The 12,650-nt window shown below is 41.8% G+C and carries 26 protein-coding genes and 1 tRNA gene; all 27 read left to right on the forward strand.

Features of this window, described 5'->3' with window-relative positions; all coding sequences use genetic code 11:
* Nucleotide 1 precedes the first annotated feature (1 nt).
* The 27 genes from rpsS to yihA all read left to right on the forward strand — a co-directional run bounded on the left by rpsS (nt 2) and on the right by yihA (nt 12,592).
* On the forward strand, nt 2–289 hold the full coding sequence (rpsS, locus tag LCH52_11980; GenBank protein MCA0389198.1) for a 30S ribosomal protein S19: 288 nt from the start codon (nt 2–4) through the stop codon (nt 287–289).
* A gap of 11 nt (nt 290–300) precedes the next feature.
* Nucleotides 301–663, forward strand: coding sequence for a 50S ribosomal protein L22 (gene rplV / locus LCH52_11985; protein MCA0389199.1), 363 nt, complete (start codon nt 301–303; stop codon nt 661–663).
* 1 nt (nt 664) lies between these two features.
* Entirely contained in the window at nt 665–1,306 is a 642-nt protein-coding gene (rpsC, locus tag LCH52_11990) for a 30S ribosomal protein S3 (protein ID MCA0389200.1), read from the forward strand.
* 18 nt (nt 1,307–1,324) lie between these two features.
* Nucleotides 1,325–1,747: a 50S ribosomal protein L16 gene (gene rplP / locus LCH52_11995; protein MCA0389201.1), complete on the forward strand. Its 423-nt coding sequence runs from the start codon at nt 1,325–1,327 to the stop codon at nt 1,745–1,747.
* Nucleotides 1,748–1,751: 4 nt separating this feature from the next.
* Complete coding sequence (gene rpmC / locus LCH52_12000; protein ID MCA0389202.1) at nt 1,752–1,955, forward strand: 50S ribosomal protein L29; 204 nt, start codon at nt 1,752–1,754, stop codon at nt 1,953–1,955.
* A gap of 21 nt (nt 1,956–1,976) precedes the next feature.
* Nucleotides 1,977–2,231, forward strand: a complete 255-nt coding sequence (rpsQ, locus tag LCH52_12005; GenBank protein MCA0389203.1) for a 30S ribosomal protein S17 — start codon at nt 1,977–1,979, stop codon at nt 2,229–2,231.
* An 18-nt stretch (nt 2,232–2,249) separates the two neighbouring features.
* Nucleotides 2,250–2,618, forward strand: coding sequence for a 50S ribosomal protein L14 (gene rplN / locus LCH52_12010; GenBank protein MCA0389204.1), 369 nt, complete (start codon nt 2,250–2,252; stop codon nt 2,616–2,618).
* An 8-nt stretch (nt 2,619–2,626) separates the two neighbouring features.
* Entirely contained in the window at nt 2,627–2,959 is a 333-nt protein-coding gene (rplX, locus tag LCH52_12015; protein MCA0389205.1) for a 50S ribosomal protein L24, read from the forward strand.
* 22 nt (nt 2,960–2,981) lie between these two features.
* On the forward strand, nt 2,982–3,611 hold the full coding sequence (gene rplE, locus LCH52_12020; protein MCA0389206.1) for a 50S ribosomal protein L5: 630 nt from the start codon (nt 2,982–2,984) through the stop codon (nt 3,609–3,611).
* Nucleotides 3,612–3,633: 22 nt separating this feature from the next.
* A complete protein-coding gene (gene rpsN, locus LCH52_12025; protein MCA0389207.1) occupies nt 3,634–3,903 on the forward strand; it encodes a 30S ribosomal protein S14 in 270 nt (89 codons plus the stop codon).
* A gap of 17 nt (nt 3,904–3,920) precedes the next feature.
* Complete coding sequence (gene rpsH / locus LCH52_12030; protein ID MCA0389208.1) at nt 3,921–4,316, forward strand: 30S ribosomal protein S8; 396 nt, start codon at nt 3,921–3,923, stop codon at nt 4,314–4,316.
* 21 nt (nt 4,317–4,337) lie between these two features.
* The gene (gene rplF, locus LCH52_12035) at nt 4,338–4,880 is read left to right on the forward strand and encodes a 50S ribosomal protein L6 (protein MCA0389209.1); all 543 of its coding nucleotides are present in this window, start codon (nt 4,338–4,340) and stop codon (nt 4,878–4,880) included.
* Nucleotides 4,881–4,894: 14 nt separating this feature from the next.
* Nucleotides 4,895–5,254 (forward strand): 50S ribosomal protein L18, encoded by a 360-nt coding sequence (rplR, locus tag LCH52_12040; GenBank protein MCA0389210.1) that lies wholly within the window; start codon nt 4,895–4,897, stop codon nt 5,252–5,254.
* Between the two features lie 5 nt (nt 5,255–5,259).
* Nucleotides 5,260–5,330, forward strand: a tRNA-Gln gene (locus LCH52_12045).
* Between the two features lie 31 nt (nt 5,331–5,361).
* Nucleotides 5,362–5,868 (forward strand): 30S ribosomal protein S5, encoded by a 507-nt coding sequence (gene rpsE, locus LCH52_12050; protein ID MCA0389211.1) that lies wholly within the window; start codon nt 5,362–5,364, stop codon nt 5,866–5,868.
* 13 nt (nt 5,869–5,881) lie between these two features.
* Nucleotides 5,882–6,064 carry a 50S ribosomal protein L30 gene (gene rpmD, locus LCH52_12055; GenBank protein ID MCA0389212.1) on the forward strand — a complete coding sequence of 61 codons (183 nt, stop codon included), beginning with the start codon at nt 5,882–5,884 and terminating at the stop codon, nt 6,062–6,064.
* A 6-nt stretch (nt 6,065–6,070) separates the two neighbouring features.
* Entirely contained in the window at nt 6,071–6,529 is a 459-nt protein-coding gene (rplO, locus tag LCH52_12060; GenBank protein ID MCA0389213.1) for a 50S ribosomal protein L15, read from the forward strand.
* 11 nt (nt 6,530–6,540) lie between these two features.
* Nucleotides 6,541–7,875 carry a preprotein translocase subunit SecY gene (secY, locus tag LCH52_12065; GenBank protein MCA0389214.1) on the forward strand — a complete coding sequence of 445 codons (1,335 nt, stop codon included), beginning with the start codon at nt 6,541–6,543 and terminating at the stop codon, nt 7,873–7,875.
* Nucleotides 7,876–7,879: 4 nt separating this feature from the next.
* On the forward strand, nt 7,880–8,638 hold the full coding sequence (map, locus tag LCH52_12070; GenBank protein MCA0389215.1) for a type I methionyl aminopeptidase: 759 nt from the start codon (nt 7,880–7,882) through the stop codon (nt 8,636–8,638).
* Nucleotides 8,639–8,857: a translation initiation factor IF-1 gene (gene infA / locus LCH52_12075; protein ID MCA0389216.1), complete on the forward strand. Its 219-nt coding sequence runs from the start codon at nt 8,639–8,641 to the stop codon at nt 8,855–8,857.
* A gap of 11 nt (nt 8,858–8,868) precedes the next feature.
* Complete coding sequence (gene rpmJ / locus LCH52_12080; protein MCA0389217.1) at nt 8,869–8,982, forward strand: 50S ribosomal protein L36; 114 nt, start codon at nt 8,869–8,871, stop codon at nt 8,980–8,982.
* 24 nt (nt 8,983–9,006) lie between these two features.
* Nucleotides 9,007–9,390 (forward strand): 30S ribosomal protein S13, encoded by a 384-nt coding sequence (gene rpsM, locus LCH52_12085; protein ID MCA0389218.1) that lies wholly within the window; start codon nt 9,007–9,009, stop codon nt 9,388–9,390.
* Nucleotides 9,391–9,412: 22 nt separating this feature from the next.
* On the forward strand, nt 9,413–9,799 hold the full coding sequence (gene rpsK, locus LCH52_12090; GenBank protein ID MCA0389219.1) for a 30S ribosomal protein S11: 387 nt from the start codon (nt 9,413–9,415) through the stop codon (nt 9,797–9,799).
* Nucleotides 9,800–9,822: 23 nt separating this feature from the next.
* Nucleotides 9,823–10,449: a 30S ribosomal protein S4 gene (rpsD, locus tag LCH52_12095; protein MCA0389220.1), complete on the forward strand. Its 627-nt coding sequence runs from the start codon at nt 9,823–9,825 to the stop codon at nt 10,447–10,449.
* A 26-nt stretch (nt 10,450–10,475) separates the two neighbouring features.
* On the forward strand, nt 10,476–11,471 hold the full coding sequence (locus tag LCH52_12100) for a DNA-directed RNA polymerase subunit alpha (protein MCA0389221.1): 996 nt from the start codon (nt 10,476–10,478) through the stop codon (nt 11,469–11,471).
* A 20-nt stretch (nt 11,472–11,491) separates the two neighbouring features.
* A complete protein-coding gene (gene rplQ / locus LCH52_12105; protein MCA0389222.1) occupies nt 11,492–11,950 on the forward strand; it encodes a 50S ribosomal protein L17 in 459 nt (152 codons plus the stop codon).
* 57 nt (nt 11,951–12,007) lie between these two features.
* A complete protein-coding gene (gene yihA, locus LCH52_12110) occupies nt 12,008–12,592 on the forward strand; it encodes a ribosome biogenesis GTP-binding protein YihA/YsxC (protein MCA0389223.1) in 585 nt (194 codons plus the stop codon).
* Nucleotides 12,593–12,650 lie beyond the last annotated feature (58 nt).

Genomic DNA, 12,650 nt, shown 5'->3' on the forward strand with positions numbered 1-12,650 from the left:
TATGCCAAGATCCATAAAAAAAGGCCCATTTATTCACTATAAGCTATTGAAAAAAGTACAGTCGCTTAATGAATCAGGACAGAAGAAGATCATTAAGACCTGGTCGAGAGCTTCGATGATAACACCGGACTTTATAGGACACACAGTTGCAGTGCACAACGGTAACAAAATGATTCCTGTATATGTCACTGAAAACATGATCGGGCACAAATTCGGTGAATTTGCTCCCACAAGAATTTTCAGGGGACACCCGGGTACCAAAGCAGAAAAAGCCTCAAGAGCTAGATAGGACGAAAGAAAATGGAAGCAAAAGCAACATATAGATTTATCCCATCCTCGCCAAGGAAAATGAGACTCGTTGTAGATCTCGTAAGAGGCATGAATGCTGTGAAAGCAATGGAGTCGTTACAGTTCCAGCCAAAACACGCTTCAAAAGATGCTTTGAAAGTTATCAAATCAGCAGTTTCGAACTTGATAAACAACAACGAAGAAGCCAGAATTCAACCGGAAAATGTTTACATAAAAGAAATTTTTGTGAACAATGGTCCTGCGATGAAGAGGGTACTGCCGGCACCAATGGGTAGAGCTTACCGCGTAAGAAAAAGAATGTGCCACCTTACGGTAGTAGTATCATCAATCAATATTAAAGGACAGGAGGCTTAAATTGGGTCAGAAAACTCATCCAATTGGAATCAGAGTTGGAATTATCAGAGGTTGGGAATCGAACTGGTTTGAAAACAAAAGTTATGCTGTAAAGCTTAAAGAGGATGATCAGTTAAGAAGCTATGTAAGAAGAAGACTGAAATCAGCCTCTGTTTCTCGCATCGTGATCGACAGAACCACAAAAAATGTTATCGTTACGATACATACTGCAAAACCCGGTCTAGTAATCGGAAAAAGCGGTTCTGAAATTCAGAAGCTTGAAGAAGAATTGAAGCAGATTACCAATAAAGAAGTTAAAGTACAAGTATCCGAAATCAAAAAACCGGAACTCGATGCTTATCTCGTGGCAGAAAATGTTGCCCGTCAGCTTGAAGGAAGAATATCTTTCAGAAGAGCGATGAAGACATCACTTTCATCCACAATGAAAGCAGGCGGTGAAGGGATAAAGATAATGTGCGCGGGTCGTCTTGGCGGAGCTGAGATGGCAAGAACAGAGCAGTACAAAGAAGGAAGAACTCCACTTCATACTCTCAGATCGGATATTGATTACGCCAACGGCAGAGCCGAAACCATTTATGGTTCCATCGGCATCAAGGTATGGATATGCCGCGGCGAGATTTTAGGTAAAAGAGTATCAGACTAAAATTCGGAGAATGCTGTCATGTTAATGCCAAAAAGAGTTAAATTTAGAAGAGCCCAACGAGGACGAATGACCGGTAAAGCCTATCGTGGCTCGTCGGTTTCGTTCGGAGATTTTGGTCTGAAAGCACTTGAACCGGCCTGGATTACCAGCCGTCAGATAGAAGCATGCCGTATCACTCTTTCAAGAAAAATGAAAAGAGACGGTAAAGTATGGATCAGAATATTTCCCGATAAGCCGGTATCCAAAAAACCTTTGGAAACTCGTATGGGTAAAGGTAAAGGCGCACCCGAGTTTTGGGTAGCAGTTATCAAACCGGGAAGAATTATGTTTGAAGTAGCAGGAGTAAGTGAAGCGATAGCCAAAGAAGCTTTGGGTACTTGCTCTTATAAACTCCCCATTAAAACCAAGGTCGTAGCCAGACCCGATTTCGAACAGGAGTAGAGAAATGAAGTTGAAAGAGATCAGAGAACTGACATCCGAAGAACTTAAAACCGCACTTGCTGAAAACTATGAAGCTTTGAACAACTTAAAGTTCAGAAATGCGCTGAAGCAAGAAGCAAATCCTGCTGCAATAAGCAACACAAGAAAAACTATTGCACGCCTTCTTACCATTAAGAAAGAGCGTGAATTAAAAGCTCAGAATAATTAATCACCAGGAGCTTCTTAGAGAATGGAAAGAAATAACAGAAAAACCAGAATCGGTAAAGTAGTCAGTAACAAGATGGACAAGACTGTGGTCGTGGCTATCGAGAGAAGGGTTGCTCATCCGATCTACAAAAAGTACTATAAAAGTACAACCAGACTGATGGCGCACGATGACCTTAACGGTTGCCAGATTGGCGATATTGTTAAGATTATGGAAACCCGCCCTCTCAGCAAAAATAAAAGATGGCGTTTAGTTGAAACTTTGATCAAAGCAAAGTAGCTTTTACCGGAGAAAAAAATGATTCAGGAAGAAACAAATTTAGTAGCTGCCGATAATTCCGGTGCTAAAAGATTGAAATGTATTAGAGTGCTTGGTGGCAGCAATAGAAGATACGCCAGCGTAGGAGACCTTATTGTGGTTTCCGTGAAGGCTGCCATACCTAACGCCGGGGTTAAAAAAGGTGATGTATCAAAGGCTGTTATCGTTCGCACAAAGAAGGAAGTAAGACGCAAAGACGGCTCTTACATTCGCTTTGATGAGAATGCTGCCGTACTTCTTAATAACCAGGGCGAACCTAAAGGTACCCGTATCTTTGGACCCGTTGCAAGAGAACTTAGAGAAAGAAACTACATGAAAATAGTTTCTTTGGCTCCTGAAGTTTTGTAGAGGATAAAATGGCTAAAATAAATCTTAAAAAAAACGATAAAGTTGTAGTTATTGCCGGAAACGACAAAGGTGCCAAAGGCAGAATTCTGAAAATCTTCAAGAAAACTGACCGTGTCATCGTCGAAGGTGTTAACTTAAGAAAAAGACATACAAAACCTAATCAGGCTAACCCTCAGGGTGGCATTATTGAAAAAGAAGCTCCAATCCATGTTTCGAATGTGATGATTATCGATTCGAAAACAGGTGAGCCTTCAAGATTGGGCGGAAAGCTGATAGTGGACGAAAAAACCGGTAAAGAGAAAGTAGTCCGCGTCAGTGTTAAAAGCGGTGAAATGATATAAACAAGGACCAAGGTTTCAGAAAATGGCAGAAAAAACAAAACAAAAACCTGAAGTTAAAGAAAAAAAGGCCGCAAAGGAAACTGCTGAACCGGCAGTAAAGATCCCCTGCAGACTTTTTGAATTTTACAAAAAAGATGTGATGCCTGCGCTCACGACCAAATTTCAGTATAAAAATGTAATGCAGGTTCCAAAGCTGGAGAAAATAGTTGTAAACATGGGCGTTGGTGATGCTATTGCCGATCCCAAGATTCTTGAAGAAGCCGTAAAAAATCTTGAGGCTTTTACAGGTCAGAAACCAACCATCAGAAAAGCCAAACAGGCTATTTCTAACTTCAAGCTTAGAGCCGGTATGAATATCGGGGTAAAAGTTACCTTAAGAAGAGACAGAATGTATGAGTTCTTCGACAGACTTGTAAACATCGCCCTCCCAAGGGTAAGAGATTTCAAGGGCTTGTCTGACAAATCATTCGATGGCAGAGGAAACTACACCTTCGGAGTGAAAGAACAGATTATATTCCCTGAAATTGATGTTGACAAGGTAACACGCATTTTAGGTATGGATATTACAATTGTGACCAACGCAAAAACCGATGCCGAAGCTTTCGAATTATTGGCTGCGTTTGGATTCCCCTTCAGAAAAAAAGGTAACTAACAGTTAAACTGAGGTTTTATTAATGGCAAGAAAAAGTCTTATAGCCAGAGAAGCAAAAAGAGAAAGATTATACGAACAGTATAAAAAAATCAGAGAAGAATTGAAAGCAGCCGGCGATTATGAGGGTCTGCAGAAGCTTCCTAAAAATTCCTCTTCTGTCCGTCTTCACAACAGATGTATGATGACAGGAAGAGCGAGAAGTTATTACAGAAAATTTGGCGTGTCCAGATTGGTCTTCAGAGAAAAAGCTTTGCGTGGTGAAATACCCGGCGTGAAGAAATCAAGTTGGTAAAAGGAGATTCTTAAAAAATGACAATGTCTGACCCAATAGCCGATTTCTTGACCAGATTGAGAAATGCAATCAAGGCTAACAAGAGAAGAGTTGAGATTCCTTCATCGAATATGAAAGTAGCTATCGCCGGGCTTCTGAAGAAATATGGCTATATCTACGATTTTGAAGTAATTCCCGACAACAAACAGAATGTTTTAAGAGTTCTCTTAAGATATTCGCAAGGCAAGCCGGCAATAAACGGCTTGAAAAAAGTAAGCACCCCGGGTCTTCGGGTTTACAAATCCGTGGATGAACTCCCAAGAGTACTCAACGGTTACGGAATAGCAATTTTATCCACATCCAGTGGAATAATGACAGATAAGCAGGCAAAGCGCGCCAATGTAGGCGGCGAAGTCCTCTGCTATATTTGGTAAAATCATAAACGGAGCAATAAAGTGTCACGAATAGGTAAAAAACCGGTAGAAATACCAAATGGCGTTACTGTTACCATTAATGGTAATACTGTGACCGTAAAAGGGCCGAAAGGACAGCTCGAGAGGTCTTTCAGAGATGCTGTCGAAATCAAGCATGAGAATGACACTCTGGTTGTTACCAGAAAAGATGATCAGAAAGAAAGCAGAGCCCTGCACGGATTGACCAGATCACTGATTCAGAACATGGTAACCGGCGTGAGCGCAGGTTATTCCAAAACTTTGGATATAGTGGGTGTTGGTTACAAGGTGGAAGCAAGAGAAAAAAACCTTCTTCTGTCACTCGGATATTCACATCCTATTTACTTCATCCCTCCAGATGACATCACTTTGCAGGTGACCACACCTACACAGATAATCATCAGCGGTATAAACAAAGAAGCCGTCGGACTTGTAGCGGCAAAAATAAGATCGTTTAGGAAGCCTGAACCTTACAAAGGAAAAGGTATTAAATACTCCAATGAAACAATCAGAAGAAAAGCCGGAAAAACAGCCGGTAAAAAATAAGCGGAGCTGAAGTAATGAGTAAAAAGAATTCAAGATTAAAAATAAAAACCAAAATCAGAGCGAAAGTTTCGGGAACTCCTGAAAGTCCAAGACTGACAGTAACCCGCAGCCTCAATCAGATTTATGCACAACTGATAGACGACAGTGCCAGTGCAACAGTGCTTGCTGCTTCCTCTCTTACTAAAGAGTTGCAGGAAGACATCAAGAACGCTAAAGGAAAAACCGCAAAATCGAAAGTGGTTGGCCTCTTCCTTGCTAAAAAAGCACAGGAACAGAACATCACTTCGATAGTCTTCGACAGGAATGGCTACAGATATCACGGCCGTGTGAAAGCCCTTGCCGACGGACTTAGAGAAGGCGGATTACAATTCTAAACGATTGCCGAGTCGTCTAACGGCAGGACAGCGGCCTTTGGAGCCGTATGTGGAGGTTCGAATCCTCCCTCGGCAGCAGAGATAATTAGAGAAACGGAGTTAAAAATTTGAAGAGCAATAGAAATCAGAGCAACGACGGCTTTAAAGAAAAAGTTGTTCATATAAACCGTGTTGCCAAGGTTGTTAAAGGCGGTAGAAGATTTGGTTTTAACGCCATTGTTGTTGTTGGAAACGGAAACGGGCTTGTTGGTATCGGACTTGGTAAAGCCAATGAAGTTACTGATGCCATCCAAAAAGGAATTGATGATGCAAGAAAGAACCTGAAACAGGTACTTATTGGGTCTCACACATTACCACATGAAATCATCGGCAAATTCGGCGCAGGAAAAGTTATGCTTAAACCTGCAACTCCCGGAACCGGTCTTATCGCAGGTGGTGGAGTTCGTGCTGTTCTTGAAGCAGCCGGTGTTCAGGATGTCCTTACCAAATCACTTGGTTCAAGTAATCCCCATAATCAGGTAAAAGCTACTTTAGCAGGCTTGTTGGAACTTAGAAGCGCAAAAGACATTGCAGCTCTCAGAGGTCTGTCTGTTAAAGAGATGTTTACCTTATAGATCGGAGAGAAAAATGAAATTAAAAATAACTCAAACGAAAAGTGTTATCGACAGACCCAAAGATCAGAAAGCTACTATTGAGGCTCTTGGGCTGAGCAGACCTAACAGGTTTGTTGAACACAACGATACGCCTCAGATCAGAGGAATGATAAGAAAAGTAGCACATCTTGTTAAAGTGGAAGAAATTCAGGACTAAAGAAAAATGAGTTATCTTAGCAATTTGAAGCCTGCAAAAGGCGCAGTAAAGAAAAGAAAAAGAGTCGCCCGCGGAGCGGGATCGGGACATGGTAAAACAGCAACCAGAGGATCGAACGGTCAGATGTCGAGATCTGGTGCAAATCACAGAGCATGGTTCGAGGGTGGTCAGATGCCAATCCAGCGCCGTGTTCCTAAATTCGGTTTTACACCTCCGTTCAAAATCTATTATCAGGCAGTAAATTTGTATGATATTCAGAAGCTCGCTGATGCCGGCAGGCTTGTTGAAAACACCGTTACAATCGAGATTCTTCTTCAGACAGGAATTATTTCCACCCCCAACCGCCCCATAAAGGTTTTGGGAACAGGAGATCTTAGTGCAGCAGTTACAGTAAACGGACATCAATTCAGTAAATCGGCAATCGAAAAAATCGAAGCAGCCGGTGGCAAAACAGTAACAATCTAGACTGAGTATCAATGCAGCGTTTTATCGAAGTTATCACAAATATATTTAAGATCGAAGAACTCAGGAAGAGAGTTTTATACACTCTTCTTATTCTTTTGATCGTAAGAGTGGGTGCACACATAGCACTTCCCGGGGTTGACAGCAATCTCCTCAAGGAAGCTATGCAAAGACAAAACAGTGATTCACTCTTTGGTCTCTACGATCTTTTTGTTGGCGGCGCTTTTAAGAACGCAGCCATCTTTGCATTGGGTATCATGCCCTACATCTCCGCTTCAATTATTTTACAGTTGGCAGCGGCTGTTCTTCCTTCAATCGCCAAACTTCAACAGGAAGGTGAAGAAGGAAGGAAAAAAATTAATCAGATGACGAGAGTCGGAACTGTTCTCATCGCAGGACTTCAAGCCTGGGGAACAGCCTTTACTCTTAACAGCACAGCCAGTGGTGGCGGTATTGTGGCTCCCGGAATCGATCATACAATGTGGCTGATCCAGTCAGTTCTCATCCTCACCGCCGGAACCATCTTTATGATGTGGATGGGTGAACAGATTACTGAACGCGGTATCGGAAACGGTATATCTCTTATTATCTTTATCGGAATTATCGACAGATTGCCTTATGCCTTTCTTGCTGAATATCAGTCAGTACAGGCGGGTGGCAACCTTATCATTTCATTGATCCTGATAATCTTCCTCGTTTTCGTGATCGCAGGTGTAATACTTGTAACACAGGGAACAAGAAGAATACCTGTGGAATATGCTAAAAGAGTGGTTGGAAGAAAAGTTTACGGCGGCGTAACGCAGTATATCCCTCTCAGGGTTAACACTGCAGGTGTAATGCCGATCATCTTCGCTCAGGCGATCATGTTCATTCCAAACACACTGCTTTCATTTTTCCCTGACAGTGAGTTCATACAGTCGATTGCCGGATATTTCAACTATACATCATTTGTATATTCATTTTTCTATGCAATTGTTATTATCTTCTTTACCTACTTCTATACAGCAATCGCATTCAATCCGAAGGAAGTTGCCGACAATATGAAGAGGCAGGGTGGATTTATTCCGGGTATCAGACCTGGGAAACAGACTGCTGAATTTATTGACAATATTCTTACAAAGATCACCCTCCCGGGTTCAATCTTCCTTGCTGCGGTTGCCATATTGCCTGCATTTATTTCCAGGTTCAATATTGCTCCAACATTCGCACAGTTTTACGGAGGAACAAGTTTGCTCATCGTTGTTGGTGTGGCACTTGACACAATGAATCAGATTAACTCCATGATGGTCATGAGACATTATGACGGATTCATGAAGGGCGGGAAGCTGGTAAGAAAAAGATCGTACTGATAAAGTGATCCATATTAAAAATGCCAGAGAGATCGATGCCATCCGCGAGAGTTGCCGGATAGTGGCAGAGACACTGAATCTGGTGAAGAAAAATGTAAAGGTCGGGGTTACCACTGAAGAGCTGGACAAAATGGCTGAAGATCACATCTTGAGCCGTGGAGGCACTCCGGCATTCAAAGGGTATCGCCAGACAGGGACCCCCCCGTTTCCGGGTACTTTATGTATCTCAATTAACGATGTTGTTGTCCACGGTATACCGGGCAGCAGAAAAGTTACGGAAGGGGATCTGGTTTCGATCGATGTGGGTGTAAAGAAAAACGGTTTCTACGGAGATGCCGCACTTAGTGTTCTCGTTGGTGAGGATACCAAAAAGCAAAATCTCATGGATGTAACTGAAAAATCTTTATATCTGGGGATTGAGCAGGCCGTGGAAGGCAATCGTGTTCACGATATTTCTTACGCAGTTCAGCAGTATGTCGAAGCCAACGGCTATTCTGTTGTAAGAGCATTGTGCGGGCATGGTGTCGGCAGGTATCTTCACGAAGACCCTTCAATTCCGAACTACGGAATAAAGGGAACCGGGAAGAAACTGAAAAGCGGCATGACACTGGCTATAGAGCCAATGGTTAACACAGGTAAATATGAGGTATACGAATTGAGTGATGGCTGGACAATAAAAACAATTGATGGATTGCCATCTGCTCATTTTGAGCATACCATTTTGGTAAACGGAACAAAACCGGAAATCTTAACCATAGAGTAAATGGCAAAACAAGGACCAATAAAAGTTGACGGAGTAATAACCGAGACTCTACCTAACGCAAGTTTTAAGGTAAAGTTAGAGAACGGGCACGAAATCCTGGCTCACATCTCTGGTAAGATGCGTATGCATTTTATCAAGATTCTGGTAGGCGATCGTGTGTCGATAGAGTTATCCCCGTATGATTTGACTAAAGGAAGAATAACTTACCGGTATAAATAACGGAGTATTAGATGAAAGTAAGAGCTTCAGTAAAAAAAATATGCGAGCATTGCAAAATAATCAAGAGAAAAGGGACTCTCAGGGTTATTTGCAAGAACCCAAAGCATAAACAACGACAAGGATAGAAATTTTTTTAAGGAGAAATTTAATTGGCACGTATAGCTGGTGTAGATTTACCAAAGAATAAGAAGATTTATTACGGCCTGCAGTACATTTTTGGTATAGGTCCGTCAATAGCTGACGAGATACTGCAAAAAGCAGAAATCGACCCTGACAGAAAAGTCGGTTCACTTACAGAAGATGAAGTAGGTAACATTAGATCCGTTATTCAGGCAGATTTTAAGGTTGAAGGTGCGCTGCGCTCTGAAGTTCAGCTCAACATCAAACGCTTAATAGATATCGGTACTTACAGAGGTTTGAGGCACAGAAGAGGTCTTCCTGCAAGAGGACAAAGAACCAGAACCAATTCCCGTACGAGAAAAGGCAAGAGAAAAACGGTTGCAGGCAAGAAAAAAGCTGCTGCTAAGAAGTAATTGAAAATCGGAGGATTATTAATTGGCTAAAACTACCAAAAAAGTTAAGAAAAAACATGTAGTCGATGCGAACGGCATCGCTCATATAAAAGCATCCTTCAATAATGTGTTGGTCACTCTGACTGATATATACGGGAACACCATTTCATGGTCGACCGCAGGAAGGAACAGTTTCAAAGGTTCGCGCAAGAATACACCATTCGCCGCGCAGGTTACCAGTGAAGCTGCAGCCAAAGAAGCCTATGACATGGGCTTGAGAAGAGTAGAAGTAAGAGTAAAGGGCCCCGGTGCAGGTAGAGAATCTGCTATAAGAGCTTTAGTAAATGTTGGTTTCGAGATCACATCGATTAAAGATATTACACCGATACCACACAACGGTTGCAGGCCACCCAAAAGACGAAGAGTTTAATTTTATTATTGGAGAGTTATTAAATGGCAAGATACACCGGTTCGGTTTGTAAATTGTGTAGAAGGGAGAAGCAAAAGCTTTTCTTGAAAGGGAGCAAATGCTTCTCTGAAAAGTGTCCGTTGGAAAAGAAAAACTACCCTCCGGGTCAGCACGGCACCTCAAGAAAATCCAAAGTTTCCGAGTATGGTATTCAGTTAAGAGAAAAACAGAAAATCAAAAGAATTTATGGTGTCCTCGAAACCCAGTTTAGAAACCTTTTCGAAAAGGCTTCGAGACAAAAAGGTATTACAGGTACCAACATGCTTCAGCTTCTTGAAAGAAGGCTGGATAATGTGGTTTTCAGATTGGGTTTTGCTCCTTCGCGTAAGGCTGCCCGTCAGCTCGTTCGCCACAGACACATCCTTATAAACGGATTTATCGTTGATATTCCTTCTTATACCCTGATGCCGGGTGATGTGATCAAGGTAAAAGACAAGAGCAAACAGTTGGACATCGTCCACAATTCTCTAAAGAGAGTAAAAGACAATGTGCATCCATGGTTAACAGTGGACAAAGCAACCCTGAGCGGTACTTTTGTTAATGTTCCCGAAAGAGAAGACATACAACTTAATGTGAACGAACAGTTCGTTGTAGAGTTGTACTCTAAATAACAAAAAAGAAATTTTTAGAGGTTTAAATGAGTGGATCATATCTAAAAATACCGGAAGCTGTAATTTGCGAAGAGTCATCGTACAGCAATACTTTTGGCAGGTTTTTCCTGCAGCCGCTTGAGAGAGGCTACGGTGTAACCGTTGGAAACTCTCTTAGAAGAATATTGATTTCTTCACTGCCGGGTGCAGCGTTTACAGCAGTAAAGTTTGGTGGAGTACTTCATGAATTCAGTACAATCCCCGGTGTTGTAGAAGATGTAACTGAAATTATCCTTAATCTGAAGCAGGTCAGATTAAAGTTATTGAATAAAAAACCGGCAAAGATCGAGTTTACGGTTCAGGGACCGAAAGTGATAACAGCCGCAGACATTCAAAAATATACCGCAGATCTGGAAGTGTTAAATCCTGAATTGCACATTGCAACGCTGCAGGAAAATGCAAAGTTCGAGATTGAACTTCGTGTTGGCAAAGGTAAAGGATATGTTCCGGCTGTGGAAAACAAGTCAGCCGAATATCCCCTTGGCACTATTGCAATCGACTCAATTTATTCGCCAATCGTTAATGCCACATACGAGATTGAAAATGTCCGTATCGGTGACAGAAACGATTATGAAAAATTGATCATGAATGTTGCAACCGATGGATCGATAACACCGGATGACGCTTTAACACAAGCAGCTAAAATAATGAGAGATCACTTGCAGCTCTTTATCAACTTTGATATTGAACAGGAAGAGAGCCATGAAGAAGTGAAGAAGGATTCCGAAAGAGAAAGAATCAAGAAAATACTTCTTACCAATGTGGATGATCTTGAATTAAGTGTGCGCGCTCATAATTGCCTTAAAGCTGCGAACATCAAAACCATCTCTGATCTTGTGGCAAAAGACGAAGCTGAAATGTTGAAATTCAGAAATTTCGGCAGAAAGTCACTCGCAGAATTGATGGAAATCGTTGAAACTCTGGGCTTGGAGTTCGGAATGAATATCGACGATTATATTAAAGAAGACAGCAGTTCAAACTAATCCGGATGAAGGTTTAAGAAATGAGACATCAAGTTAAAGGCAGAAAATTAAAAAGAACTCACAGCCATAGAAATGCGTTGTTGAAAAATCTTGCAGCATCCCTCTTCTTGCACAAGAGGATCGAGACCACTATCGCTAAAGCAAAGGAATTAAGATCTTTTGCTGAACCTCTTATCACAAGAGCCCGCAAGGGAACCCTTCACGATATGAGAATAGTGATGAGCGCTCTCAGACATAAAGAAGCTGCCAAGGAGCTTTTCAATAATGTGGTTCCTGCCGTGGGCGATAGAAAAGGTGGTTATACCCGCATCGTTAGAACTGCAGTAAGACTTGGTGATGCCGCACAGATGGCTATCATCGAGCTGGTTGACTATAACGAAGCAGCAAACCAGATGGCTCAGCAGAGACAGGAAGCCCGTGAAGCTGCTGCTGCCACCAAAAAAGAAAAGGAAGCTGAAAAAGCATCAGCGGAGTCTTGATCTTTTTCCTAAATTATTTTACAAGAGTAATCCGGGTTCGGATTACTCTTTTTTTATATGTTTGAATCAGTACAATTTACCGGATCATACAACGATATCTCAAGCCTTAAAGAGAGGCTGCCCGAGATAGTTATAGCCGGAAGGTCAAATGCAGGAAAGTCTTCCTTCATTAACCATCTGACCGGTAAACCGGGACTTGCACGAGTCAGTTCGACTCCGGGGAAGACCCAGACGCTGAACTATATCAAAATAGATAATTCCTTCTATTTTGTCGATCTCCCCGGCTACGGATATGCAAAGGTGAGTAAAAAAGAGCGGGATGCGTGGGGAAGGTTCATTCTAAAGTTTTTCAATGAATCCGACATGATCAAACTTGTAATCCATCTGGTCGACAGCAGGGTCACAAAAAGTGAGCATGATATCGATTTTCACAATTTCTGCAAGAGCCTGAATGCAGCTTATGTCATACTTTTGACCAAGACCGACAAACTGAATCAGAGCGAACTGAGCCGGTCGATGAAGCAGGTATCAGAGACTTTCCCCGGACTAAAAATGGGAGAGAGCATTTTCCCCTACACAATTAAGTCGGGAAAATTCAAAAAAAATATTATTTCAGCAATAAAAGATCATCTGAACAGATAAAAATAATCTAAAATTTGATTATCTCATCGATCAGGATTATTTTTGAAGGTCAAAGAGT

This window comes from Bacteroidota bacterium (assembly GCA_020161395.1).
GTDB lineage: Bacteria > Bacteroidota > Ignavibacteria > Ignavibacteriales > Ignavibacteriaceae > UTCHB3.

What these genes read in the sequence shown, in the direction of transcription:
- rplN (MCA0389204.1), top strand. Translation starts at nt 2,250, where the DNA reads ATGATTCAGGAAGAAACAAATTTAGTAGCTGCCGATAATTCCGGTGCT.
- rplX (MCA0389205.1), top strand. Translation starts at nt 2,627, where the DNA reads ATGGCTAAAATAAATCTTAAAAAAAACGATAAAGTTGTAGTTATTGCC.
- secY (MCA0389214.1), top strand. Translation starts at nt 6,541, where the DNA reads ATGCAGCGTTTTATCGAAGTTATCACAAATATATTTAAGATCGAAGAA.
- rplR (MCA0389210.1), top strand. Translation starts at nt 4,895, where the DNA reads ATGAGTAAAAAGAATTCAAGATTAAAAATAAAAACCAAAATCAGAGCG.
- rplE (MCA0389206.1), top strand. Translation starts at nt 2,982, where the DNA reads ATGGCAGAAAAAACAAAACAAAAACCTGAAGTTAAAGAAAAAAAGGCC.
- rpmC (MCA0389202.1), top strand. Translation starts at nt 1,752, where the DNA reads ATGAAGTTGAAAGAGATCAGAGAACTGACATCCGAAGAACTTAAAACC.
- rplP (MCA0389201.1), top strand. Translation starts at nt 1,325, where the DNA reads ATGTTAATGCCAAAAAGAGTTAAATTTAGAAGAGCCCAACGAGGACGA.
- rpmJ (MCA0389217.1), top strand. Translation starts at nt 8,869, where the DNA reads ATGAAAGTAAGAGCTTCAGTAAAAAAAATATGCGAGCATTGCAAAATA.
- rpsQ (MCA0389203.1), top strand. Translation starts at nt 1,977, where the DNA reads ATGGAAAGAAATAACAGAAAAACCAGAATCGGTAAAGTAGTCAGTAAC.
- rpmD (MCA0389212.1), top strand. Translation starts at nt 5,882, where the DNA reads ATGAAATTAAAAATAACTCAAACGAAAAGTGTTATCGACAGACCCAAA.
- rpsH (MCA0389208.1), top strand. Translation starts at nt 3,921, where the DNA reads ATGACAATGTCTGACCCAATAGCCGATTTCTTGACCAGATTGAGAAAT.
- rplQ (MCA0389222.1), top strand. Translation starts at nt 11,492, where the DNA reads ATGAGACATCAAGTTAAAGGCAGAAAATTAAAAAGAACTCACAGCCAT.
- rpsD (MCA0389220.1), top strand. Translation starts at nt 9,823, where the DNA reads ATGGCAAGATACACCGGTTCGGTTTGTAAATTGTGTAGAAGGGAGAAG.
- rpsS (MCA0389198.1), top strand. Translation starts at nt 2, where the DNA reads ATGCCAAGATCCATAAAAAAAGGCCCATTTATTCACTATAAGCTATTG.
- rpsN (MCA0389207.1), top strand. Translation starts at nt 3,634, where the DNA reads ATGGCAAGAAAAAGTCTTATAGCCAGAGAAGCAAAAAGAGAAAGATTA.
- rplO (MCA0389213.1), top strand. Translation starts at nt 6,071, where the DNA reads ATGAGTTATCTTAGCAATTTGAAGCCTGCAAAAGGCGCAGTAAAGAAA.
- infA (MCA0389216.1), top strand. Translation starts at nt 8,639, where the DNA reads ATGGCAAAACAAGGACCAATAAAAGTTGACGGAGTAATAACCGAGACT.
- LCH52_12100 (MCA0389221.1), top strand. Translation starts at nt 10,476, where the DNA reads ATGAGTGGATCATATCTAAAAATACCGGAAGCTGTAATTTGCGAAGAG.
- yihA (MCA0389223.1), top strand. Translation starts at nt 12,008, where the DNA reads ATGTTTGAATCAGTACAATTTACCGGATCATACAACGATATCTCAAGC.
- rplV (MCA0389199.1), top strand. Translation starts at nt 301, where the DNA reads ATGGAAGCAAAAGCAACATATAGATTTATCCCATCCTCGCCAAGGAAA.